Source organism: Methylobacterium segetis, from assembly GCF_004348265.1.
Taxonomy (GTDB): Bacteria; Pseudomonadota; Alphaproteobacteria; order Rhizobiales; family Beijerinckiaceae; genus Methylobacterium; species Methylobacterium segetis.
This window is the reverse complement of sequence record NZ_SMNT01000030.1, coordinates 20,518-44,306: the sequence shown is the minus strand read 5'-3', so window position 1 is coordinate 44,306 and position 23,789 is coordinate 20,518. Positions and strand designations below refer to the sequence as shown.

The following is a 23,789-nucleotide window of genomic DNA, read 5'->3' as shown; positions in this document are numbered from 1 at the left end:
GTCTGACCCACCCGCGGCGTCCACCTGCGCCCAACCGGGAGGGACGATAATCCGAATCCCGTCCCGTTTCAATTTCGCGCCGCCCCTCGACGAACGGCCGCCCTCCCGGCATGTAGGGGCCATGGCCCCTCCGCCCCTCGACCTCGACCGGATCCGCGAGCGCCTCCTCGCGGGCGACCGCGCGGCCCTGGCACGCGCGATCACCCTCGCCGAATCGCGGCGCGCCGATCACCGCGCGGCGGCGCGCGACCTGATCGACGCGGTGCTTCCCCGCACCGGCAACGCGATCCGGGTCGGCATCACCGGCGTGCCCGGCGTCGGCAAGTCGACGACGATCGACGCGCTCGGAGCCAACCTGACGGAGGCCGGCCACAAGGTCGCGGTCCTCGCCGTCGATCCGTCCTCGACGCGCACCGGCGGCTCGATCCTCGGCGACAAGACCCGGATGGCGCGGCTCGCGGTCGACCCGAACGCCTTCATCCGGCCCTCGCCCTCCTCGGGCACGCTCGGGGGCGTGGCGGCCAAGACCCGCGAGACGATGCTGCTCTGCGAGGCGGCAGGCTTCGACGTGATCCTCGTCGAGACGGTGGGCGTCGGGCAGTCCGAGACGGCGGTGGCCGACCTCACCGACTTCTTCCTCGTCCTCATGCTGCCCGGCGCGGGCGACGAATTGCAGGGCATCAAGAAGGGCATCCTCGAACTCGCCGATATGATCGCGGTCAACACGGCCGACGACGGCGAGGGCGAGCGGCGGGCGAACGCAGCGGCCTCCGAGTACCGGGCGGCGCTCCACATCATGACGCCGGCCTCGGCCACTTGGACGCCGCCGGTCGTCACCGTCTCGGGCCTCAACAACACGCGCCTCGACACGCTCTGGCAGAAGATCGTCGATCACCGCGAGAAGCTCACCGCCACCGGCGAGATCGCCAAGCGCCGGCGCGAGCAGGACGTGAAGTGGATGTGGGCCCTCGTCCACGAGCGCCTGCATCAGCGCCTCGTCGGCTCGGCGGAGGTGCGGAGGGCCACGGCCCAGGCCGAGGCCGACGTGGCGGGCGGGACGCATTCCCCGGCCGCGGGCGCGGAGGCGATTGCGGCCCTGATCGGATTGTGACCGCAACCCTCCTCGTCACCGGGTTCGGGCCGTTCCCCGGCGTTCCGCGCAACCCGAGCGCGGCGCTCGCGCGCCGCCTCGGGAACGCGCCCGGATTGCGGCTGGCTCTCGGCGGGGCGCCGCGCGTGCTCGTGCTGCGGACGGCCTACGACGCGATACGGGAGGTGCTGGCCCCTGCCCTGGCGGAGAAGCCCCAGGCGGTTCTGATGTTCGGCGTGGCAAGCCGCGCCCGGGCGCTGAGGGTCGAGATCCGCGCCCGCAACCGCGCGAGCCGGCTGTTTCCCGACGCGAGCGGGCATCGGGCCGGGCGTCTCGCCCTCGATCCGGCGGGGCCGCCCGAGCGGACGAGTCCGGCCGCCCACGCCGCCGTCGCCATCCTGCGCCGGCACGGCATCCCGGTGGCAGCCTCGCGCGACGCCGGGCGATACCTTTGCAACGCGAGCTACTTCCGGGCTCTCGCCGAACCCTGCCCGGTGCTGTTCGTCCACATCCCTCCAAGCCCCCGCACCCGCCGCTCGCGGGGCGCCCGCCCCGCCACCGATCCGCAGCGGACGTTGAGGGCGCTCGCCGCCGTGGCGACGATGCTGACGCGGCGGGCGCGCCGGGACTTCTGATTCCGCACCCCCTCGGAGGGCCGGAATCGGGACGCCCTTCGCGGGCACCGCACCAAAAAGTGCGGACCTTGGCGGTGCACAATCGCCTCCTCGGGCGTTTGCAAGTCCGACGGAGCCGGCGGCCCGCCCCCGCGGACGCACGGTCACCGAGAGAGGAGATCAGCCATGGTTGATACGGATCGCATCGTCGGGACCGCCAAGGAAGTCGGCGGCAAGGTGCAGGGCGCGGCGGGCGACTTCGCCGGCTCGTCCCGCGACTCGGTCGAGGGCCGCTTCCGCGAGGCGCAGGGGCGCGCCCAGGACGCCTACGGGCAGGCCAAGGACACCCTGCGCAACGTGGCCGACGACCTGTCGGATTACGCGGGCGACGCCTACGAGCGCGGCGGCACCTATCTCAAGGACGGCCGCCGCGTCGTCGGCGAGCGCGTCGAGGAGAACCCGCTCATCGCGCTCCTGATCGCGGGTGCGGTCGGCTACGGCCTCGCCCTGCTGCTGCACGGCCGCCGATAGAGCGATCGAACGCGCCCTCCGGCCCCGGCGGCCGGAGGACGTCGCCTCTCACTGCGCCGTCCAGCCGCCATCGACGGAGAGGTTCGCGCCGGTCATCTGCGTCGCCGCCTCCGAGCACAGGAACACGGCGATCGCCGCCACCTGATCGACGGTGACGAATTCCTTGGTCGGCTGCGCCTTCAGCAGCACCTCCTCGATCACCTGCTCCTTCGTCAGGTTGCGGGCCTTCATCGTGTCCGGGATCTGGCTCTCGACCAGCGGCGTCCAGACGTAGCCGGGCGAGATGCAGTTCACGGTGACGCCGTGGGTCGCGAGTTCGAGCGCGACCGACTTCGTCATGCCGACGAGCCCGTGCTTGGCCGCCACGTAGGCGGATTTGAACGGGGAGGCGACGAGGGAATGGGCCGAGGCGATGTTGACGATCCGCCCGAAGCCCCGCGCCTTCATGCCGGGCACCGCCGCGCGGATCGTGTGGAAGGCCGAGGACAGGTTGATCGCCAGGATCGCGTCCCATTTCTCGGGCGGGAATTCCTCGACCGGCGACACGAACTGGATGCCGGCATTGTTCACCAGAACATCGACGCGGCCGAAGGCATCCTCGGCCTCCGCGACCATGGCGGCGATCTCGGACGGCTTCGTCATGTCGGCGCCGGAGTAGAGCACGCGCACGCCGTGCTCCGCCTCGATCCCGGCGCGGGTCCGTTCGATCTGGCCCGGGTCGCCGAGGCCGTTGATCATCACGTCGGCGCCCTCGCGCGCGAGGGCCTTGGCGATGGCGAGTCCGATGCCACTCGTCGAGCCCGTGACCACGGCGGCCTTGGATTGCAGAATCATGGTGCGCCTCGCTGGCGGCCGGGGCGCGGAGCGGCCGCGGCGTCGAGAGCCCGTTGTAGCGGCAGGGAGCGGGGGCGGTCACCCGGGGCAACGAAGGGAGGGCCTGACGCTCGCGCGATCTTGTCGCTTGCCGGGCCGCCGTTGACAGGCCAGCCCCGCTTCGCCAGTTTCCGCGCCGCCCGGGGATCGGCCATCCGCGAGGCCGACACGTGCCGCCGGACGCCCGCCGCGCCGCCGCATCGTCGCCATATCGGCCTGCCAATGGCCCGCGTGGAGTGCACGTCCGCGTCGTCGGGCCGGTGCCCTCCCGAACGATTCTCAGACGGTGTGATGCGCTCCTATCTCGACTTCGAAAAGCCCGTCGCGGAGCTGGAGGCGAAAGTCGAGGAGCTCAAGGCGATGGGCGCCCGCGACGGCGCCGTCTCCATCAGCGAGGAGGTGGGCCGCCTCGAGACCAAGGCCGCCCAGGCCTTGGCCGAGATCTACGCGAACCTGACCCCCTGGCAGAAGACGCAGGTCGCCCGCCATCCGCAGCGCCCGCACTTCGTCGATTACTGCGCCGGGCTCATCACGGAGTTCTCGCCGCTCGCTGGCGACCGCAGCTTCGGCGAGGACGAGGCGATCGTCGGCGGGTTCGGGCGTTTCCGCGGCCGGCCGGTCTGCGTGCTCGGCCAGGAGAAGGGCTCGACCACGGAGACGCGCCTGCGCCACAATTTCGGGATGGCGAAGCCCGAGGGCTACCGCAAGGCCGTGCGCCTGATGGAACTCGCCGATCGCTTCGGCCTGCCGGTTCTGGCCTTCGTCGACACGGCGGGCGCCTTCCCCGGCATCGAGGCGGAGGAGCGGGGCCAGGCCGAGGCCATCGCCCGCTCGACGGAAGCCTGCCTGTCGCTCGGCGTGCCGAACATCGCCCTCGTCATCGGCGAGGGCGGCTCGGGCGGCGCCATCGCCATCGCCACCGCCAATCGCGTCCTGATGCTGGAACACGCGATCTACGGGGTGATCTCGCCCGAGGGCGCCGCCTCGATCCTGTGGCGCGACCAGGGCCGGGCCCACGACGCCGCGACCGCCATGAAGATCACGGCCCAGGACCTCCTGCGCCTCGGCATCATCGACACGATCGTGCCCGAGGCGACGGGGGGCGCCCACCGGGACCGCGAGGCGGCCATCGCGGCAGCCGGCAACGCGCTCACCGCGGCGCTCGCCGAGTTCGACGGGATGGGCGCCGCCGAGATCCGCGACCGCCGGGCCGCAAAATTCCTCGATATCGGCCGCAAGCTGTGACGGGGCTCGCCCGAAGGGCGCTCGGCCGCGATCGCCTGTCATCCGAGCTCCCGCGTCCCGGCTGCGACGTTTTGGCACGTTCGCGAGCCCCCGGATGCCCGCCTCTTCGGATGTCGCGCTGGCGCCCTACAGGATCCGGCCCGCGGGTCGTGCCCATCCCGTCGACTTCGCGACGGCCGGCGAACATCTGTAACCGCACTTCACAGGCGGCCGGCACCGTGTCTTCGCGATCATTGCGGTAAGGGCCGGGTAAGTTTAACGAAGCTAATGGGTTGGGGAGTAGCGTCCGACGGGAGACCGTCCCGCGGGCGGTGATGATCGAGGACCGGGGTTCCCCATGGCTGTGCGTCCGCTCGCGGCTGCGAGTCTTGTTGCGCTCGCGTCTCTCCTCGGGGCTTGCCAGGACGGCACTTTCGGCGGCGGCGGCTCGACCCGCCATCTCACGCCCATTCCCCAGAAGACCCTCGCCCTGATGCAGACGAAGGGCATGTCGCAGACCGACCCTATCCTGATCCGCGCCTACAAGAAGGAGGCGGAGATGGAGGTGTGGAAGCGCGGCTCGTCCGGGCAATACGCGCTGCTCAAGACCTTCCCGATCTGCCGCTGGTCGGGTCAGCTCGGGCCGAAGACCAAGCAGGGCGATCGACAGGCGCCGGAGGGCTTCTACACAATCACGCCCGGGCAGATGAACCCGAACTCGGCCTATTACCTCTCCTTCGACACCGGGTATCCGAACGCCTTCGACCGGGCGAACGGGCGCAGCGGCAACTACATCATGGTGCACGGCACCTGCTCGTCGGCCGGCTGCTTCGCGATGACCGACGAGTCGATGGCAGAACTCTACGCGATCGCGCGTGAAGCCTTCGCGGGCGGCCAGCGGGGCTTCCAGTTCCAGTCCTACCCGTTCCGGATGACGGCGCAGAATTTCGCGAAGTTCCGCAACGATCCGAACGCGCCCTTCTGGCGCAACCTCAAGGAAGGGTCGGATTACTTCGAGGCCCTGAAGGACGAGCCGCGGGTCGGTCTGTGCGGCACCCGCTACGTGTTCGGGGGTGCCGATGCCGCGGCCGGCTCCTGCAATCCCAAGGTCGATACGCTGGTCGCAGAGAAGCGCGAGCGCGACAACCGCGAGATCGCCGAACTCGTCGGCAAGGGTACGGCGGCGACGCGGGTCGTCTACGACGATGGCGATCAGAACCCGGTCTTCCGGCAGCAGCCGCAGCCGAATGCCTTCGCGAGCCTCACCAACGCCTCCGAGGAGGGGCTTCCCTACGCATCCAAGGATTATGCCCGCCACAATCTCGGAGAGGTGAGCAGGCCGGAGACCCTGGCCGCTGGTCCCCGCGAGATCGAGGTCGACGCCAAGGGCCGTCCGATGATGACGGCGAGCGTCGACGCGCCGATCCCGACGAAGGCCGCGGCAGCCTCGCTCGCGCGGAAAGGCGAGCGGAAAGGGCCGCACAAGGGCGAGCCGAGCCTCGTCGCCCAAGCCGTCCCCACCCCTGAGGCCGGCAAGGCGGCGACGCCGGCGCGCATCACGGTGGCGGACGCGGAGGGCGATCCGGCTGCCTATCAGAAGATGTTCAGCAACCTGCTCGGCAAGCGCGCTCCCGCGACGCCGGCCACGGACGCGGCGACGGTGCCGGCGATCGCCGCCCTGCCGGAGTCGACCAAGCCCGCCCAAGTCGCGAGGAATGCCCACGTCGCGAGGACCGCCCACGTGACGACACTTCAGGCCCGCAAGGAGCCCGCCGGAGTCTCGACGAAGCCCGGCAAGGCGGAGGCGAGAGCGGACGCCAAGCCGGCCGCCAAGCCGGATGCGAAGGCTTCCGAGAAGGCGACGTCCGCGAGAAATTGACGCCGCATCGCGCGCCGGCCGCCCGCCTGCACGGCGTGCCGGCTCCCGCTCCACGATCCAAGGGTGCGGGCGCGAAAAAAGGGGGCCCTGCGGCCCCCTCTCGCTTCGGCGCGTGCGCCTCGGCTCACATGCCGCGGCGCATGTCGCGGCGCATCTCCCGACGCATCATCTCCCGACGCATCATGCGGCGCTCCATGTGACGGCGCATCATGCGGCGCTCCATCATGCGGCGCTCCATCGGCGTCATGTAGACCTGGGTCGTGGCATCGGGGGCGGTGACGCCCATCGGCGCGCCGGGGGCCGCGGAGGCCGAAGTGGCAAGGCCGGCAGCGCCGAGCGAGGCCAGGACGGCGAAGGCGTAGGTCATCTTCCTCACGAACGAGATTCCTTTTCTCTGTTCCCCGAGCGCGGCGCCGGGTCTCTCCTCCGAAAGGGTCGCTTCGGAGGTGGCCATCGCGCTTCCGTTGCGCGGCGGGTCCCGATTGAGACCCGCCGGCTACAACCTCCGGGTCAGAGATTGGTTTCCTCGAAGGCCTTCACCCATTCGGCACAGATGCCGGAGCGGACGATATCGTCGCGGGTGAACTCCACGACCGGGATCGGCATCATGCGGCTCTTCACGAGGTGGATGACCGTGCGCAGGCCGCTCGTCTCGCGCAGGTCCGTCTGGGAGACGTCGCCGTTGATGATGACCTGGCAATCGTCGCCGATGCGGGTCAGGAACATCTTGATCTCGGCCGTGGTGGTGTTCTGCGCCTCGTCGAGGATCACGAGACAGTTCTTGAAGGTGCGCCCACGCATCACCTCGAAGGGAACGATCTCGATGTCGCCGGTCTTGAGCGCGATCTCGAAGGCCGCCTGGCCCATCCGCTCCTTCATGGCCTCGGTCAGCGGGGCGACCCAGGGCGCGATCTTGTCCTCGAGGGTTCCGGGAAAGAAGCCGAGCGACCGGCCGGACGGCACGTTCGGCCGCGTGATGACGACCTTGGCGATGCGGCGCTGGCGGAGTTGGTCGGCGGCGCGGGTGCCGGCGATGAAGGTCTTGCCGGTGCCGGCGGGTCCGAGGACGATGACTTGCGCGTGGGATGCGAGGGCTTCGAGGTACTGGCCTTGTCGTTCCGTCAGGGGTTGAATGGGGCTTAAGTGCCTCTCCTCGTCAAACCGGGTCCGATGCAGTCGGACCGGGCGATCTTCCACCAGCTCAAGTCGTGCGCGCCGTCTTTTCATCGATCAACACTCCACTTGGACTTGCCAACCTGGACTTGTCACTGCGCGAGCTTGTCAAACCTGTATTGCCGGGCGTCTCCTGATGTTTGTGAGCCAATCGCAAGCGGGCGCGCAGGTTCCACCGCGCCGTGCATTGCCTGTGGAGAGCATCCGGGTCGGAGAACACACGACGCGAGTAGGCCGCATGCAACGCGCGCACCATGCCCGCCCCGCCATGACGGCGGTACGACGGGGATCCTGCCGCGTGTGGCGAAAAGGAAACGGTGGGCGAGGGGGAGGGTGGTCAGCCGCCCGCGAGGCGCTCGGCACAGTCGGGATGACGCGGCATCCGGCACGACCTCAGCCCTTGCTCGCCGCGTTCGGCGATACCGGCCGGCCCTGCCGCCCCCGAAGTCCGGGCTTGGCCGGCGGGACAATCTTCAGCCCGGCTGGACGAAGCTGTCGAGGACCATCTTGCGGCCGGCCTTGTCGAAGTCAACGGTGAGCTTGTTGCCGTCGACGCCGGCCACGGTTCCGGGTCCGAACTTGGTGTGGAAGACGCGCATGCCGCCGGCATAGGCCGACGGTGCGCCCGTGGATTTCGCCACGAGCTCGCCCTCGATCTGGCGCGGGCCGCCGCGCGAACCCGGGGAGGAGCCGTAGGACTGGCCGAAGCCGCGGCCGGGGGTGGCGGTGTTGGCCTGCGCCCGCTGCCAGCCCGGCGTGCCGTAGGAGGAGCCGAAGGGCGCAGGGTTCCGGTCGAAGCGCGAGGCGCCGGCCGAGAAATGGGCGGGGGCCTCGACCACGTCGACGCTTCCCGGCGGCAATTCATCGATGAAGCGGGAGGGAATGGTCGAGGACCAGAGGCCGTGGATCCGGCGATTGACCGCGAAGGACAGCTTGGCGCGCTTGCGCGCCCGGGTCAGGCCGACATGGGCGAGGCGTCGCTCCTCCTCGAGCCCGGCGCGGCCGCTCTCGTCGATGGCGCGCTGGTTGGGGAACAGGCCGTCCTCCCAGCCGGGCAGGAACACGGTGTCGAACTCCAGCCCCTTGGCGGCGTGCAGCGTCATCAGGCTGACGCGCTCGGCGCCTTCCGCCTCGCTCGCATCCATGACGAGGGCGACGTGCTCCAGGAACCCCGCGAGATCGGGGAATTCCTCCATGCAGCGCACGAATTCCTTGAGGTTCTCGAGCCGCCCCGCGGCGTCGGCCGAGCGGTCCTTCTGCCACATCTCGGTGTAGCCGGATTCCTCCAGGATGGTCTGCGCCACCTCCGAATGCGGCATCGTCTCGACGGCCCGCGCCCAGCGCGAGAAGCTCTCGACGAGGGCGCGCAGCGTCGAGCGCACGCGCGGCTTCAGCTCGTCGGTCTCGATGAGCCGGCGCGCGGAGAGCAGCAGCGGAATCCGCTCGGCGCGGGCATAGGCGTGGAGCTGCTGCAGCGTCGCGTCGCCGAGGCCCCGCTTCGGCGTGTTGATGATGCGCTCGAAGGCGAGGTCGTCGGCGGGGTTGGCGGTGGCGCGCAGGTAGGCCAGCGCGTCGCGGATCTCGGCCCGCTCGTAGAAGCGCGGGCCGCCGATCACCCGGTAGGGCAGCCCGAGCTGCACGAAGCGATCCTCGATCTCGCGCATCTGGGCGGAGATCCGCACCAGCACGGCGATCTCGGAGAGGGGATGCTTCCGGACCTGCAGAGATTCGATCGATTCGGCGAGCATCCGCGCCTCCTCCTCCGAATCCCAGGCACCGGTGACCGTGACGCGCTCGCCCGCCTCGTCCTCCGTGCGCAGGGTCTTGCCGAGCCGCCCCTCGTTCTTGGCGATCAGCCCCGAGGCGGCCGCGAGGATATGGCCGGTCGACCGGTAATTGCGCTCGAGCCGCACCACGGCCGCGCCCGGAAAATCGTGCTCGAAGCGCAGGAGGTTGTCGACCTCGGCCCCGCGCCAGCCGTAGATCGACTGGTCGTCGTCGCCGACGCAGGCGACGTTGCGGTGGCCCTGCGCCAGGAGCCGCAGCCAGAGGTACTGGGCGACGTTGGTGTCCTGGTACTCGTCGACGAGGATGTAGCGGAAGCGGTGCTGGTAATTTTCCAGCACGTCCGGGTTCTCGCGCCAGAGCTTGAGGCAGAGCAGCAGCAGGTCGCCGAAATCGACGGCGTTCAGCGTCGCGAGGCGGGCCTGATAGGCGGTGTAGAGGGCGCCGCCCTTGCCGAAGGCGAAGGCTCCGGCCTCTCCCGGCGGCACCTGCTCGGGCGCGAGGCCCCGGTTCTTCCAGCCGTCGATGGCGGACGCGAGCGCCCGCGCCGGCCAGCGCTTCTCGTCGATGTTCTGGTCGGCGATGACCTGCTTCATCAGGCGGAGCTGGTCGTCGGTGCCGAGGATCGTGAAGTCGGATTTCAGACCGACGAGTTCGGCGTGGCGACGCAGGATCTTGGTGCCGATGGCGTGGAAGGTGCCCAGCCAGGGCATGCCCTCGCCGGCCGGCCCGATCAGCGCGCCGATGCGCGCCTTCATCTCGCGGGCCGCCTTGTTGGTGAAGGTCACCGCGAGGATGTCGTAGGGGCGCGCCTTTCCCGTCGCGATGAGATGGGCGATTCGGGTCGTCAGCACCCGGGTCTTGCCGGTGCCGGCGCCCGCCAGCACGAGGACGGGCCCATCCGTCGTCTCGACGGCGCGGCGCTGCTCGGGGTTGAGCCCTTCGAGATAGGGTGAGCTGCCGGGCCTCAGGGCGGCCATGGCCCGGGCCGCGATCGAGGTGGGGGCGGAATCGGGCTGCGGCCCGGGCGCCGCCGCCGCATCGGAGTGCTTCTGCATCGCCCCTCACTGGACCAAAACGCGAACGGCGTCGAGGGTGCCGAGGTCGCCGGATGGGTCCCAACACCGGAACTTGCGCGTCTGCTGCCGCGTCGTCACATCAACCCAAGCCTTTGACCGAACAGGGACACACCCGCCATGCGTGCCGCGCCCCTCGCCCTCCTCGTTCTCGCCGCCGCCACGCCCGCCCTCGCGCAAGGATCGCCGAGTTCCAACCTCAACAGCATCAACAACTCGCTCTCGCAGCAGAGCCAGACCCGTCAGCTGCGCCAGCAGCAGCAGAGCGACACCGCGAACACCCGCATGGAGATGCGGCGCAACGACATGTTCCGGCAGAACCCGGCGCCAGGGCCGGCCATCGTGGTGCCGCGGCGCTGAGACCGCGGATTTCTGCCGAGCGGAGGGAGCCACATTCCGCTCCGGCTGCGCGGGCTCGTGCGATTGGACGGGCGGCCCGGCTCGGCTACGGTGCCCCGCGCGGGAGCCCGCCGCCGGAGCGGGGCGTGAGGCGGAACAAGAACGGTGCGTGATATCCTGACCGCTCTTGCCGGGGCCGTCGTTCTGATCCTCGTCGCGGCGCTCGCCGTTCCGCCCTTCGTCGACTGGCAGAGCCAGCGCGCCGCCGTCGATGGGGCCATTGCCCGTTCGCTCGGCCTGCCCGCCCGCAGTGAGGGGCGGGTTGCCGTGCGCCTGCTGCCCTCGCCGCGCCTGCGCCTCGACCGTCTGCATCTCGGGGAAGGAGCCGACAAGCCGTCCCTCGACGCGCGTTTCGTGAGCGCGGAGATCGCGCTCGCCCCGCTCCTCAAGGGTGAGATCCGCTTCACGGAAACCGAGATCGGGCGCGCCGAGATCAAGCTGCCCGTCGGGGAGAGCGACGCCCTGCTGGTGCCCGCGGATTTCGGGGAGGCTCTGCGCGCGCGCGATCTCGCAATCGAGGATCTGCGCGTCCGCCAGCTTCTCCTCACCACGGTCGTGCCGGCGACCGGCCGGACCGACCAGATCCAGGCCGAGTCCCTGAGCCTGCAGGCGCCCTCGCTCTTCGGCCCCTGGCGGATCGAGGGCGCGAGCGGGGGTGTCCCGTTCCGGCTCGTGTCGGGCGAGCCGGCCGCGGACGGGAGCGTCATGCTGAAGCTCTCGGGCGGCGGCGACACGCAACCCCGTTTCGAGGCCGACATGCGCCTCGCCTTCGCGCCGGCCGCCTCCTCCCCCGGCGACGATGGCCCGCGCCCGCTGATTCCCGAGGCGGAGGGCTCGGCTCGGCTCATCGTGGGGCCGCCCGTCCAGGCCGCCGGCGCCTACCTGCCCTTCAGCCTCGGCGGCAAGTTCACGGCCCAGGGCTCGCGGGTCAGGTTCGAGGGGGTCAATGCCGAAATCGACCCGGGCGGACAGGCGATCCGCCTCGCGGGTACGGGCCAGATCGATCTCCGGGCGTGGCGGGCCGGTCTCTCGCTGGAGGCGCGCCGGATCGATCTCGACGCCTTCCTCCTGTCGAGCGCGGGGCAGGCCCTGCTCGCCCGCGGCCTGCCGAAGGGCGGCACGGGGCTGCCCGTGATGGTCGACCTCGATCTCGGCATCGAGAATCTGAACCTCGGCCTCGACGAGTGGTCGGGCGTCCGGCTCGCCGGCACGCTCGACCGCACGGGCGGCCTGCTCCTGCGCCGCTTCCAGGCGACGGCGCCGGGCGCCGCGGCACTCGCGGCGAGCGGCGAGTTCGACACAGAGCCGAGCCTCCGCTTCAACGGCGACGTCTCCCTGCGTGTGGCGGCCTCGGACGGGTTCGGCCGCTACCTGCGCAAGCTCGGGCTCGGCGGGCCCGCCGCCGCCGTGATGGATGGCCGGCCGATCCAGGCGAGCGCCGACGTCTCGGCCACCGCTCCCGACCTCTCGCTGCGCAACCTTCGGCTCGACCTCGGCGGTGCCCAGGTGACGGGCATCGCCCGCTACACGAAAGGCGGCGGCGATACCCGCGGCCGCTTCGACGCGCAGATCAAGGCGCGCGGCATCGACATCGCCGGCTTGCCTTCGCTCACCGGTGCGCTCGCGGGCCTCCAGGGCCACGATCTAGGGCTGACGATCCAGGCCCGCGACGTGCGCTACGGACCGGCCGGCGCAAACTCGGGCAACGGCACCATCGCGGCAAGCATCCAGTCGGACGGGTCGAGCCTCGTCGTCGACAGCCTCGATGTCACCGACCTCGCCGGCGCCAACGCCAAGCTGTCCGGCCGCATCGCGCCGGACGGGTCGGGCCGGATCGCGGGGCGCGTCACCGCACCCGTAGCCGCCCCGCTGCTGGCCCTTCTCGACCGGGTCTGGGTCGCGGAGTCGCGGCTGATCCCGGATTTCCTGCGTACGGGCGCCCTCGACCTCGACGTCACGGCCGAGCGGCAGGCAGGCGAGGCGGAGGCCCTGCGCACGGTGGCGAAGGGCCGGGCGGGTGGCGGCACCCTCGACGCCTCGCTGCTCAGCCGGGCCGGGCACGTCGAGAACCTCGATGTCGCCCTCGGCACGCCGAAGGCCGGCCTCTGGTTCGGGCGTGAGGACCGCGCCCTGAACCGGCCTGCCACCCTCACGCTGAGCGGCCGCCAGGTCGCGGGCGGCACCGACCTCGGCATCGATGCGAGAGGCGAGATCGCGGGCATCAGCCTCGCGACGCGCCGGCCGGTGGTGCTCGCGGCCGAGGGAGGACCGCCCTCGGGGGGCGCCGTGCGGGTGGAGACGGCCGACCTGCGGCCCGCCGTCGCGCTCCTCGGAGCGGGAACCCTCCCGGAGGCTTGGCCGGCCGCGCTGACCCTCGACCTCGGCCGGGCCGGGGACGATGCGCGGATCGCGATCGACGGACAGGTCGCGGGCGGCACCCTCAGCGCCAGCCTGACCCGAGCCCCGGAGGGTGAGGTTGCGGGCTCGGCGAGGGTGTCCCGCCTCTCCCTCCCCAGGATCGCCGATCTCCTCGTGATGCCGCCCGCTCCCTCGGGCGGCCGCCCGGCAGAGGCCGAGGGCGGCTGGACGAGCCGGCCCTTCGCCTCCCCCCCGCCGAACCTGCCGCGTCTCGGCCTCGAGATGCGGGTCGAGACCCTCGATCTCGGCCGCGGCCTCGCAGCCACGGGGACGGCGTTCAAGCTCGGCATGGCCGATGGCGCCCTGAGCCTGAGCGACCTGACGGGCCAGTTGGCCGAGGGGCGCCTCTCCGGTTCCGTCACCCTATCCCGCCAGGGGCCGGCCGCTGCGGTCTCGGGGGAGGGGCGTCTCGAGGGGGCGTCGCTCCGCGCGCTCTCGCCGGACAGCGCGATCGAGGGGCGCCTCGGCGCCGCGCTCCGCTTCGGCACCAGCGGCGACAGCCAAGCCGCCCTCGTCTCCAACCTCTCCGGCAGCGGCGAGGTGCGGTTCGCAGACCTCGTGGTTCCGGCGATCGACCCCGGTGCTCTCGGGAGGGCCCTCGGGCGCGGGCTCGCCGAGGACGACCCGCTGCGTGACGGACGCCTGCAGGCGCTCGTCGCGGAGGAATTGTCGGCCGCCCCCGCCCGCAGCCGCGGTTCCGCCTCGGCGCCCGCGACCGTCATCGGCGGCGTGGTGCGGGCAGGGCCCGTCGATCTCGACCTCGGTCCCGCCCGCTGGCGCGGGACACTCAGCGTCGATCTGCGCACCGCGCGGCTCGAAGCCCGCGGCGCACTCACCGGCGGAGAGGCTCCGAAGGGCTGGACGGGCGGTCCGCTGACGGTGCAGCTCGGCCTCGCAGGTGGTCTGCCTGCACCCGAGCGCGTCCTCGACGTCGGCGGACTGGCGAACGGCCTCGCGGCGGTGGTGCTGCAGCGGGAACTTGAGAAGATCGAGCTGTTCGAGGCCGATCAATCCGAGCGCCAGCGCCGCCGCGCGCGGATCGAGATGGATCGGGCCCGCGCCGCCGCGCTGAAGGCCGCCGCGGACAAGGCGGCGGCGGAGAAGGCGGCCGCCGAGAAGGCCGCTGCCGAGGAGGCGGCGCGTCAGGCGAGGCAGCGCGCCCAGCAGGCCGCCGCGGAGGAGGCCGCCCGGCAGGCCCGTGCCCGCGAGGCGGAGGATGCGGCCCGCCGCACCCGCAGCGATGCGGAGGGGCCGGCGCCGGCCGAGCCGCCCCTCGACATCCGGCCGCCTGCGGCGCAGCCGTGAGCCCTGCCACGACGATGTTCGCCGCAGACCCTGTCGACATCGCCCCCGACCTCGCCGCCGTCGAGGGCGATCCCGCAGGCCAAAGCCCTCACGCCCGAGCGACGGCCAGAAGGGCGAAGGCGTAGATCAGGCCGACTTCCTCCAGCCGGTCGAAGCGGCCCGCGGCGCCGCCGTGGCCGGCCTCCATGTTGGTGCGCATCAGCACCGGTCCGCCCCCCGTCATGGTGGCCCGCAGCCGCGCGACCCATTTGGCCGGCTCCCAATAGGTGACGCGGGGGTCGGTGAGGCCGGCGAGCGCCAGGATGGCGGGGTAGCTCTTGGCCGCCACGTTGTCGTAGGGCGAGTAGGCCAGGATCGTCTCGAAGGCCCCCTCGCTCTCGCCCGGATTGCCCCATTCGGGCCATTCGGGCGGGGTGAGCGGCAGGTCGCCGTCGAGCATCGTGTTGAGCACGTCGACGAAGGGCACATCCGCGATGATGCCGGCGAAGAGCTCCGGCGCGAGGTTGGCCACCGCCCCCATCAGCATGCCGCCGGCGCTGCCGCCATGCGCCACGATCCGTCCCTCCGCCGTGTAGCCCTCGGCCGCGAGCGCCCTGGCGCAGGCCACGAAATCGCTGAAGGTGTTCGGCTTCTTCTCGCGCTTGCCGTCGAGGTACCAGCGCCAGCCCTTCTCGGTGCCGCCCCGGATATGGGCGATGGCGTAGACGAAGCCGCGGTCGACCAGCGAGAGAAGGTTCGTCCGAAAGGAGGCCGGCATCAGGGTGCCGTAGGAGCCGTAGCCGTAGAGCAGGAGCGGCGCGGTGCCGTCGAGGGGTAGGTCGCGCCGGTGCAGCAGCGAGATCGGCACCTGCTCGCCGTCCGGGGCCGTGGCGAAGACGCGCCGCGTCACGTAGGCCGCCGGGTCGTGCCCGCTCGGCACCTCCTGGCGCTTGCGCAATTGCCGGGCGCGGGTGACGCAATCGTAATCGTAGGTCTCGGCGGGCGTCGTCATCGAGGAGTAGGTGAAGCGGATCACCGCCGTCTCGAACTCGTGGCCGGGCTGGAGGCCCAGCGAGTAGGCCTCCTCCGCGAAGGCCACCGCGTGCTCCTGCCCCTGCATGTCGCGCACGATGATGCGGGGGCGAGCGTTCTCGATCTCGAGCCGCACGAGGTGGCCGCCGATCACATGCTGGTGGCGGATCATCACGCCCGCCCGGTGGGGGATCAGGTCGCGCCAGTTCGCGCGGCCCGGCGCGTCGAGGCGCGTCGTCGCGATCTTGAAGTCCTCGGCGCCGTCGGCGTTCGTCAGGATGAAGAGGTGCTGGCCCCAATGCTCCACGGAGTAGATCAGCAGCGGCGTGCGGGGCTCGACGAGGATCGGCGCCCCGTCCGGCGCGGCCCGGTCGATCAGGCGCACCTCCGAGGTCTCGTGGTCGCTCGCCGTGATGGTGAGATAGGCCTTGGACTGCGTCGTTCCGATGTGAACGAAGTATCCTGAATCGGCCTCCTCGTAGATGATCGCGTCACTCTCCTGCGGGGTGCCGAGGCGGTGGTGCAGGACGCGGGCCGGACGGTGGTTCGCGTCGACGCCGACGTAGTAGAAGGAGGCACCGTCCGCCGCCCAGACCGCCTCGCCCGAGGTCGCCTCGACGCGGTCGTCGAGATCCGCGTTCGTAGCGAGATCGCGCACACGGATCGTGTAGAGTTCCGAGCCCTTGGTGTCCGCGCTCCAGGCGAGCCTGCCGTGATCGTCCGAATGGACCGCGGCGGCGAGTTCGAAGAAGGGCAGACCCTCGCCCTCCCGGTCGCCGTCGAGGAGGATCGTCTCGCCGGTCTCGCGCCCGTCCTCGTGGACCGCCTCCGCCGCCCCGCCCGTCAGCACGAGGAGGCTGCGCGGGCGCCGGCAGACGAGGGGGTGCTGCCCGCCCTCGCGGTGGCGCGTGTAGTAGGCGAAGGGCCCGTCGGGCTCGGGCACGCCGCTCTCGTCCTCCTTGATGCGCCCGCGCATCTCGGAGACCAGGGTCCGGCGCAGATCCGAGACCTCGCCGAGCATCGCCTCCGCGTAGGCGTTCTCGGCCTCCAGGTAGGCGCGGATGTCGGCGGGAAGGGCGGCCGGGTCCTTCAGGACGTCGCGCCAATTCTCGGCCTTGAGCCATGCGTAATCGTCGGTGAGCGCACGCCCGTGCACCGTGAAGCCGTGCGGGCGGCGCTCGGCCGCGGGCGCTTCGGGGCGGGTGGTCGGGAACGTGCGGTCGGACGCCATGGCGGGTACCCAAGCGAGAACGGAGGGATGCGGAGGCGCGCCGCCGCACGGGCTGCATGTGCCGCGCCGGGCGGGAATCGGCAAGGCGTGGCAAGGGGCCCGGCGGGCGGATCTCGCCCGAGGCGCGGTGCCGATCGCTTCCGCGGGCTCAAGCCACTAAGCACCAGGCAATGCTGTTAAATTGAACTATCTTGCAGGAAAGTTGAGATCACGTATCCATGCATGGCCGCTCTGTCTTGCGACTGCATCTTGAATAGCATAGAACCAAGTTGTGGTGGGAGGGGCCGCCACATTTCGAGAGCACTAGCGGGCTGAGCGACTGCGTCGGTAGACATTCGCAGGAGCTTGGGCAGCGTTCGCCTGTTTGAACGCTCCACGTCACTTCGGTGCCCGCATCGCGCCAGAGGAACCATTCCGACCATGAACGACACTGACACCGCGGTCGATTACGTCGAACTGGCGGCCGACATCGTCTCGGCCTACGTGAGCAACAACTCCGTCCCCCCGGGGGAGCTCGGCCAGCTGATCGGACGCATCCACACCGCCCTCCTCGAGGTCGCCGGCGGCCGGCCGGAGGCCAAGGCGGCCGCCCCTGCCCAGCTGCAGCCGGCCGTGCCGATCAAGAAGTCGGTCACGCCCGATCACATCGTCTGCCTGGAGGATGGCCGCATCTTCAAGTCGCTGAAGCGGCACCTGCGCGCCAAGTACGACCTCAGCCCCGAGCAGTACCGCGCCAAGTGGGGCCTTCCGCCCGACTATCCGATGGTGGCCCCGAACTACGCCAAGGCCCGCTCCGACCTCGCCAAGGCGATCGGCCTCGGGCAGGGCCGGCCCAGCGGCTACGGTGAGGCCGCCTGACCGGTTCAGGGCCGACCGCGCATCAGATCTCATCCGACAAGGTCCGGGCCGCTGGCGCGTCGCGGCGGCCCGGACTTCCTCCCGGATCTGAACCGGATCCCCGGCCTCGCGGCGGGGAGGTCAGGGGCGGTGCCGGGAACACGTCCGGCCCGTGCGTCTTTATGCAGGGTGGGTCGACCCGGACCGCGAAGGCGGCCCCGAGGAGGCCGCATGCCCGAGCCCGCCGCCCCGAACGCGCCCGATACGACCGAGCCGCCCCTCGTCGATGCCGACAGGCCGCCGGCCGAACAGCTCGGCCGGGTCAACACCCTCCTCGCGGAATGGGCGGCGCGAACGGCCGCCGATAGCCACGCCCTGATCGAGCGCTTCGAGAGCATGGGCTACGCCGTGCGCGGCAAGAGCGAGGACGAGATCGCGGAGGTGCTCAAACGCCCGCCCCGGCGCTCTCCCGCAGCGTGACGCTCCACGGGGCGAAACCTGTCAAGACTTGGATGTAGGATCATTTTCCGATACGTCAGGTCGTCGGGCGCAACGTGATCGAGGCGTATTGGAACAAATCATGAACAAAAAGGATCGTATCACCCGTCATGCCGTATCCTGCGCGGACGTCCGCCCCCAGCTCGGCAGGGACGCGGGCCGCCTCCTCGCCGCCCTCGCGGGCGAGGGCGCCTACGCCTTCTCCGATCCGATCGAGGAGGGCCGACTGATCCTGCGCGGCGGCGGGGCGGGCGTCTCGATCGGCGGGGGCCGCTTCGCGGCTGCGGCCGGGGCGGCGCTTGTGGCCGCCGATCTCGCCACGCGCGAGCCCGGCCCTCGCGGACGCCTCGCCATCAGTGCGGCCGGACGCGCGCATCTGCGTCGCGGCGCGGCGGCGGATTACGGGGAGGGTGCGGCCTTCCTCGCACAGCATCTCGACCTGGAGGACGCAGGCGAGCGGGGCGCGGAGGGGCGCCTGCGCGATACCTCCGAGAGTCCGTTGGCCTGGATGGCACGCCGCCGCGGGCGGGACGGAACACCGCTCATCGACGCGGCAAGCTTCGAGGCGGGTGAGCGCCTGCGCCGGGACATCGAGGCGGCCCAGCTTCTGCCACGGATGGGCGTCGACTGGACCCAGCCTCGGGTCGACGGCTCCGGCCCGCGCGACCCGGCCGCGGCATCCGACCGGGTGGTGGGTGCGCTCGCCCGCGTCCGTGCCGCCCTGGACGCCGCGGGCAGCGATCTCGCCGGTCTCCTGATCGACCTGTGCGGGCACCTCAAGGGCCTGGAGCGGATCGAGGCGGAGCGGCGCTGGCCGGCCCGTTCGGCCAAGGTCGTGGCCCGCATCGCGCTCGCTCGCCTGGCCGAGCATTACGGCCTGCAGAGGGAAGCATCCGGCCCGCACCATGCGCGCACCCGGCTGTGGCGGGCGCGGGCATGAGGGGAGGACGAGATCCGCAGCCAGCGGCTCCGAAGACGCCGACGGCGCGGCCCCCGCTCTGACCGCGAAGGGGGCGTGCGTCTCCCCCGGAGGCGCCGGGACCGGGTAGCGGACGGCGGCGAGGAGCGGGCCGCCCGTCAGAGATCCAGCACGTCGACGCTCTCTCCCAGCCGCGCCCGCGCGATCTCGGCGACGTGCCGGTGGTGGGTGAACAGGATCGGCTGGATCGTCCCCCCGATCGCGGCGAGCGCCTCCAGGCCGTGGGCGGTGCGCGCGTCGTCGAAGGTGAGGAAGAGATCGTCGCCGATGAAGGGGGCGGGCTCGTTGCGGGCGGCGTAATCCTCGAGATGGGCGAGGCGCAGCGCGAGGTAGAGCTGGTCGCGGGTGCCCTCGCTGAGGCCCGAGACGTGGACGATCTCGCCCGACAGGCGCCGCCCGACGATGCAGGGCTTGTCGGCCTCATCGTATTCCTGGGCGAGACCCGAGAAGGCGCCCCCGGTCAGCCCCGCGAACAGCGCCCCGGCGCGCGTCAGGAGCGGGTCCTGCTGGCCTGCCCGGTGGCGGCCGATCGCCGAGCCGAGGAGGAGGCTCGCGAGCTTGAGGACCGCCCATTGCCGGGCGCTGGCCTGCAGCTCCGCCTCGGCGGCCCTGCGCTGGGCCGCGGCGAATTCCGCGCCCGTGCCGCCCTCCAACTCGCCACGGCGGCGCTCGCCCCGGTCGCGGTCGGCGAAGGCGACCTTGCCGCGCTGGTCGAGGTCGTCGTCGTCGAGGGCGAGCTGGGCGAGAGATGCCTCGATCGCGTCGGGCGTCGCGGCGGCGAGGTCCGCGCGCAGGGTCTCCTCCGACACACCTTCGGCCGCGCGGGCGAGCTCGGCCCGGCGGACGGCGAGCTCGGCCCGCAGCGCGCGCCGGGCGAGGAGCCGGGCGTGGAGCCCCGCCCTATCGGCGTCGGGCTCCGGCAACGCGGCGCAATGCTCGGCGAGGGCCTCGCGCGCGGCCTGCGCCTCCCGCGCGGCCGTCTCCAGCGCCTGCGCCGCATCCGTTCTGCGCCGGGCGAGATCCTGGCGCCGGGTCTCGTCGCGGGAGGCGGCCTGCAGGCGGCCCTGCAGCGCCTTCATGGCGCTGCTCGCAGGCAGCGGTGCGAGATCGGGCGCGAGCGCCGCCGTCAGCCCCGCCACGCTCGCGCGGTATTCCTCCATGTCGCGGCGGATGCCGTTGATCCGGCGCAGGTGGCTGTCGTGCTCGCGCAGCAGGGTCGGCACCGCCCGCCACGCCTCGAGCGCGCTCGAAGCCTCGTCGGGCTCGGCGTCCGCCCGGAGGCCGAGGCCCTGCAGGGCCGCGCTCCACTCGAGGCGCCACGCGTCCTGGCGCGCGGCGGCCTGCGCGCGCTCGGCCTCGATCCGAGCGATCTGCTCCGCGATGGCCCGGGCCCGGGCCTGCGCCTCGCGGGTCGCTTCCCAGGCGGCGGACAGCGCCGCGACGCGATCCTCCGCGCGGGCGAGGATCAGTCCCGGATCGAGCCCGTCGAGGTCGGAAAGGCCCGCGCGGCGGCTCAGGGCGAGGAGCGGGGCGCGGGCCGCCTCGATGCGAGCGGCGAGGTGCGCATGCTCGGCACGGCGTCCCTCGAGAGCGAGGTAATCCTCGGCCCGCGCCTCGACCTCCGTCAGCCAAGCGGTCATCTCGGCGGGCGTGGCGGGTTCGATGCCGGCGGGCGCCCAGGCCTCGCGCCAGGCGGCGCGGCCCTCCGCCAGGCGCGCGTCGAGCGCGGCGAGTTCCTGTGCGGCCTCGGCGGCCTCTGCCTCCTCCGCGTCGAGGCGCTGCCGGTCGGCGGCGTGCTCGGCAGAGCGGGCGGCGTCGGCCATGAGATCGTCGGCGGCCCGGTCGACCGCCAGCATCGCGTCCTCGAAACGGGCGAGATCGTCCGCGTCGCCGGCGCCGGGCTCGCCGAGAAGATGGGCCCGCAGGGGCGCGAGGCGGGCGTCGCGCTCGGTGCGGAGGGCGGCGAGATCGGCGAGCGTCGGGATCGGCCGCCCGGCCTCGCGGCGCCGCATGCGCTCCCGCGTCTGCCGGATCGTCCGGGCGGCGGCCTCCCGGCGGTCGGAGGCCCGCGCGCGGTCGCGCTCCAGCCCGTCCATCGCCCGGCCGAAGCGGGCGATCGTCTCGTGCGAGGGCCGGCGCAGGGAGACGAAGGCGGGGAAATCGTGGATCGGCGGGCTCAGCCGCGCGGCCCGCAGCGCGATCTGCTTGGCTTCGCCCTGGATCGTGGCCGCGAGCGCGTCCCGCCGCGCCACCTCGTTGCGCAGGGGCGCGAGGGTCTTGAGGTCGGCCCGCAGGGGGGCGGGATCGGCGGGCGGCGCGTCCGCCCCCCGCGCCTCGGCGAGGCGCGCGTGCTCGGCCCGGCGTTGCGCCAGCTCGCCGCCGAGGCGGGCGAGCGACGCCGCGAATTCCCGCCCCGCCCGGATCAGGCCCTCGATTCGGGTGCGGGCGGCGTCCGAGGGCTGGCGGGCGCGGAGCTGATCCGCGTCGGGCAGGCCGATGCGGACGCGCAGCCGTTCCAGGTCCTGCGCGAACCCGTCCGCCTCGCCCTGGAGGCGGGGCAGGTCGGAGGCACCCTTGTCGAAGCGGTCGATGCCGCGGAAGCCCTCCAGGATCTCCTCGGCGCGCGCGAGCAGCCGGTCGTCGACGGCGACGCAGGCGAGGTCGCGCTCGGCCTCCTCCAGGCGCGCGCGCGCCTCGGCCTCCGCGGCCTGCCGGGCCTCCGCCTCGTCGAGACGCGCGCCGAGCCGGTCCGTCCAGCCCTCGGGCACCTCGACGAGGCTCGCATCGGCCTCCGCCGCCCCGGCGAGGCGGTCGATCTCGGCGATGAGGGGGCTCACCCGCTTCAGCCGTTCCAGCCGCGCCTGCTCGGCGGCGATGCGCACGCGCTCGGCCCGGATCTCGTCGAGCCTCCGCGCGGCGCCCTCGATCTCGTCGTTCAATTCGCGCCAGTCGCCCGCCCGCAATTCGGCCTGGCGGATCGCCTTGCGGGCCTCCTCGTGGCGCCCGAGGGCCTGATAGAAGGTCCGGTGCTCCGCCTTGCGGGGCATGAAGATCCCCTCGGCCTCGGCGTCGAGGTCGGCCTGCAGGCTCGTGTAGCCGCGAAGCCCCGAGGCCGCCGCGAACAGGCTCGCGCCCACCTCGCCGTCGCTGTTGAGCATCTCGCCGCCGCCGTCGCGCAGGGATTGCGCGTCGAGACCGAAGGCGCGGCAGAACACCTCGCGGGTGAGGCCGCCGAGATAGGGCGCGAGCGCGTCGTCGGAGAGCCCCGCGTCGGCGGCGTCGACGAGGGTGTTCTTGTTGCCCTTGCGGCGGCGGAAGGCGAGCCTGCGCCCGTCCGCGGCCGCGATCTCGGCGCCGATCCGCATCTCCGGCATGGCGTGGAGGAAGGCGTAGCGGGTGCGGGCCTCAATGCCGAACAGGAGGTCGGTGACGGCGGCGAGCGCCGAGCTCTTGCCCGCCTCGTTCGGCCCCAGCACCACGTGCAGCCGTGCATCCGGCCGGAAAGTGACCCGGCGGGCGGTGAAGGGGCCGTAGCGTTCGAGATCGAGGGTGAGGAGGCGCATTCCGCGTGTCCGTGAGGCGTCCGCTCAGCAGGCCCGACCGCGCAGGCGCCCGAGGATCACCGCCTCGGCCTCCGCGCAGAGGGCGTCGAGCTCGTCGGCCAGTGATTCCTCGGGCTGCACCCCACCCTGCATCCCACTCTGCATCCCGCTTGGCAGCTTCCCCGTGATCTCGGCGAGCGCCGCCCGGGCCCGGGCGCGGAAATCCGGGTCGCGGTCGATGGCCGCCAGCAGCTCCGCCGGGTCGAGGCCGAAGCCTCGGGCGGGATCGGTCGCGGTGGCGGCGCGGGGCCGCACGGTCTCGATGCGCAGGCGCTCCAGCCAGATGTCCTCGTGGACGCGGTGGGCGGCGGCCTGGATCTCGGCGGTCAGGCCCTCCCGGTCGGCGGCGAGGCGGTCGTGCAGCGGCGTCTCGCCCGTCAGGCTCACCCGAACCGCGAGGAGCCGCCCCTGCGCGGCCTCGGAGAGCGGGCGCAGGGCATCCTCGACGCGGGCGATCGCCTCGCGCTCGCTCGCCGCATCCGCAAGATCGACGGGAAGCAGGGCGAAGCGGGCGTGATCGACGATCAGGCGGCGCACGGCGCGCACCCGCCCGTCCGCCACCTCGACCGCGACGGCGCCCTTCTCGCCGCACTCGCGCACGCTGCGGCCCTGCAGGTTGCCGGGGAAGACGATCCAGGGGTCGCGGGAAAGCTCCGCGTAGTCGTGGACGTGGCCGAGCGCCCAGTAATCGTAGCCGCGGCCCGCGAGATCCGCGACCGAGCAAGGGGCGTAGGTGGCGTGGGCCGCGTGGCCCGTGCAGGAGGTGTGCAGCAGGCCGATGTTGAACCAGCCGGGCACCGCGGCGGGGTAGGCCAGCGCGTAATTCTCCTCGACCGCCCGGTTCGGGAAGCTGCGCCCGTGCAGCGCCACCCGCAGGTGGTCGAGCCGGTGCGTGTCGGCGCGCTGCGTCGGATAGACCTTCACGGAGTGCGGCAGGGTGATCGAGCGGGTGATCACGCTCTCGGCGTCGTGGTTGCCGCGCACGAGCACGACCGGGATGCCGGCCCGGTCGAGGCGCGCCACCTGGCGGGCGAAGAACAGGCCGATCGTGTTGTCGGTCCAGTCGCCGTCGTAGACATCGCCCGCCACGAGGAGAAAGGCAGCCTCCATCTCGATCGCCCGCGTCACGAGATCCTCGAAGGCCCGCCGCCCGGCCGCGGCGAAGCGCCGGGCGATGTCCGCGTCCTTGAGGGCGAGGCCCGCGAGCGGGCTGCCGAGGTGAAGGTCGGCGGCGTGGATGAAGGTGAAGCTCGTCATGGGTCGC

General features: G+C 72.2%; 17 protein-coding genes. 10 read left to right on the top strand and 7 right to left on the bottom strand.

The genetic code is table 11. From position 1 onward, the window contains the following. Positions 1-121: 121 nt before the first annotated feature. From meaB to E1J50_RS10170, 3 genes are all read left to right on the top strand, one after another. The gene (gene meaB / locus E1J50_RS10180; protein ID WP_132253104.1) at positions 122-1,111 is read left to right on the top strand and encodes a methylmalonyl Co-A mutase-associated GTPase MeaB; all 990 of its coding nucleotides are present in this window, start codon (positions 122-124) and stop codon (positions 1,109-1,111) included. Next, positions 1,108-1,725, top strand: coding sequence for a pyroglutamyl-peptidase I (locus E1J50_RS10175; protein WP_132253103.1), 618 nt, complete (start codon positions 1,108-1,110; stop codon positions 1,723-1,725). The genes meaB and E1J50_RS10175 overlap by 4 nt, the downstream gene beginning before the upstream one ends. 165 nt (positions 1,726-1,890) lie before the next feature. Beyond that, positions 1,891-2,235 carry a CsbD family protein gene (locus tag E1J50_RS10170; RefSeq protein WP_132253102.1) on the top strand — a complete coding sequence of 115 codons (345 nt, stop codon included), beginning with the start codon at positions 1,891-1,893 and terminating at the stop codon, positions 2,233-2,235. Positions 2,236-2,283: 48 nt separating this feature from the next. On the opposite strand, the gene E1J50_RS10165 is transcribed toward E1J50_RS10170, so the two are convergent. Continuing rightward, positions 2,284-3,069, bottom strand: a complete 786-nt coding sequence (locus E1J50_RS10165; RefSeq protein WP_132253101.1) for a 3-hydroxybutyrate dehydrogenase — start codon at positions 3,067-3,069, stop codon at positions 2,284-2,286. 330 nt (positions 3,070-3,399) lie between these two features. On the opposite strand from E1J50_RS10165, the gene E1J50_RS10160 reads away from it, so the two are divergent. Together E1J50_RS10160 and E1J50_RS10155 are read left to right on the top strand one after the other, a co-directional pair. Beyond that, positions 3,400-4,353 (top strand): acetyl-CoA carboxylase carboxyltransferase subunit alpha, encoded by a 954-nt coding sequence (locus E1J50_RS10160; protein WP_132253099.1) that lies wholly within the window; start codon positions 3,400-3,402, stop codon positions 4,351-4,353. Positions 4,354-4,690: 337 nt separating this feature from the next. Next, positions 4,691-6,211 (top strand): L,D-transpeptidase family protein, encoded by a 1,521-nt coding sequence (locus E1J50_RS10155; RefSeq protein ID WP_132253096.1) that lies wholly within the window; start codon positions 4,691-4,693, stop codon positions 6,209-6,211. Positions 6,212-6,335: 124 nt separating this feature from the next. On the opposite strand, the gene E1J50_RS10150 is transcribed toward E1J50_RS10155, so the two are convergent. From E1J50_RS10150 to E1J50_RS10140, 3 genes are all read right to left on the bottom strand, one after another. After that, positions 6,336-6,578 (bottom strand): hypothetical protein, encoded by a 243-nt coding sequence (locus tag E1J50_RS10150; protein WP_425374922.1) that lies wholly within the window; start codon positions 6,576-6,578, stop codon positions 6,336-6,338. A 143-nt stretch (positions 6,579-6,721) separates the two neighbouring features. After that, the gene (locus E1J50_RS10145) at positions 6,722-7,438 is read right to left on the bottom strand and encodes a PhoH family protein (protein ID WP_109889392.1); all 717 of its coding nucleotides are present in this window, start codon (positions 7,436-7,438) and stop codon (positions 6,722-6,724) included. 419 nt (positions 7,439-7,857) lie between these two features. Further along, positions 7,858-10,227, bottom strand: a complete 2,370-nt coding sequence (locus tag E1J50_RS10140; RefSeq protein ID WP_132253092.1) for an ATP-dependent helicase — start codon at positions 10,225-10,227, stop codon at positions 7,858-7,860. Between the two features lie 138 nt (positions 10,228-10,365). Between E1J50_RS10140 and E1J50_RS10135 the strand changes: the two genes are divergently transcribed. Continuing rightward, positions 10,366-10,605: a hypothetical protein gene (locus tag E1J50_RS10135; RefSeq protein WP_132253090.1), complete on the top strand. Its 240-nt coding sequence runs from the start codon at positions 10,366-10,368 to the stop codon at positions 10,603-10,605. A 144-nt stretch (positions 10,606-10,749) separates the two neighbouring features. Continuing rightward, positions 10,750-14,367, top strand: a complete 3,618-nt coding sequence (locus E1J50_RS10130; protein ID WP_132253088.1) for an AsmA family protein — start codon at positions 10,750-10,752, stop codon at positions 14,365-14,367. A gap of 88 nt (positions 14,368-14,455) precedes the next feature. Here E1J50_RS10130 and E1J50_RS10125 read toward each other — a convergent pair whose 3' ends face one another. Then, positions 14,456-16,609 (bottom strand): S9 family peptidase, encoded by a 2,154-nt coding sequence (locus E1J50_RS10125; protein WP_132253085.1) that lies wholly within the window; start codon positions 16,607-16,609, stop codon positions 14,456-14,458. Positions 16,610-17,029: 420 nt separating this feature from the next. On the opposite strand from E1J50_RS10125, the gene E1J50_RS10120 reads away from it, so the two are divergent. From E1J50_RS10120 to E1J50_RS10110, 3 genes are all read left to right on the top strand, one after another. After that, on the top strand, positions 17,030-17,467 hold the full coding sequence (locus tag E1J50_RS10120; protein ID WP_132253083.1) for a Ros/MucR family transcriptional regulator: 438 nt from the start codon (positions 17,030-17,032) through the stop codon (positions 17,465-17,467). 210 nt (positions 17,468-17,677) lie between these two features. Continuing rightward, entirely contained in the window at positions 17,678-17,926 is a 249-nt protein-coding gene (locus tag E1J50_RS10115) for a UBA domain-containing protein (protein WP_132253081.1), read from the top strand. A 100-nt stretch (positions 17,927-18,026) separates the two neighbouring features. Beyond that, positions 18,027-18,884 carry a DUF6456 domain-containing protein gene (locus E1J50_RS10110; protein ID WP_132253078.1) on the top strand — a complete coding sequence of 286 codons (858 nt, stop codon included), beginning with the start codon at positions 18,027-18,029 and terminating at the stop codon, positions 18,882-18,884. A gap of 137 nt (positions 18,885-19,021) precedes the next feature. Here E1J50_RS10110 and E1J50_RS10105 read toward each other — a convergent pair whose 3' ends face one another. Next, entirely contained in the window at positions 19,022-22,486 is a 3,465-nt protein-coding gene (locus E1J50_RS10105; protein ID WP_132253075.1) for an ATP-binding protein, read from the bottom strand. A 24-nt stretch (positions 22,487-22,510) separates the two neighbouring features. After that, complete coding sequence (locus E1J50_RS10100; protein WP_132253073.1) at positions 22,511-23,782, bottom strand: metallophosphoesterase family protein; 1,272 nt, start codon at positions 23,780-23,782, stop codon at positions 22,511-22,513. Positions 23,783-23,789: the final 7 nt, after the last annotated feature.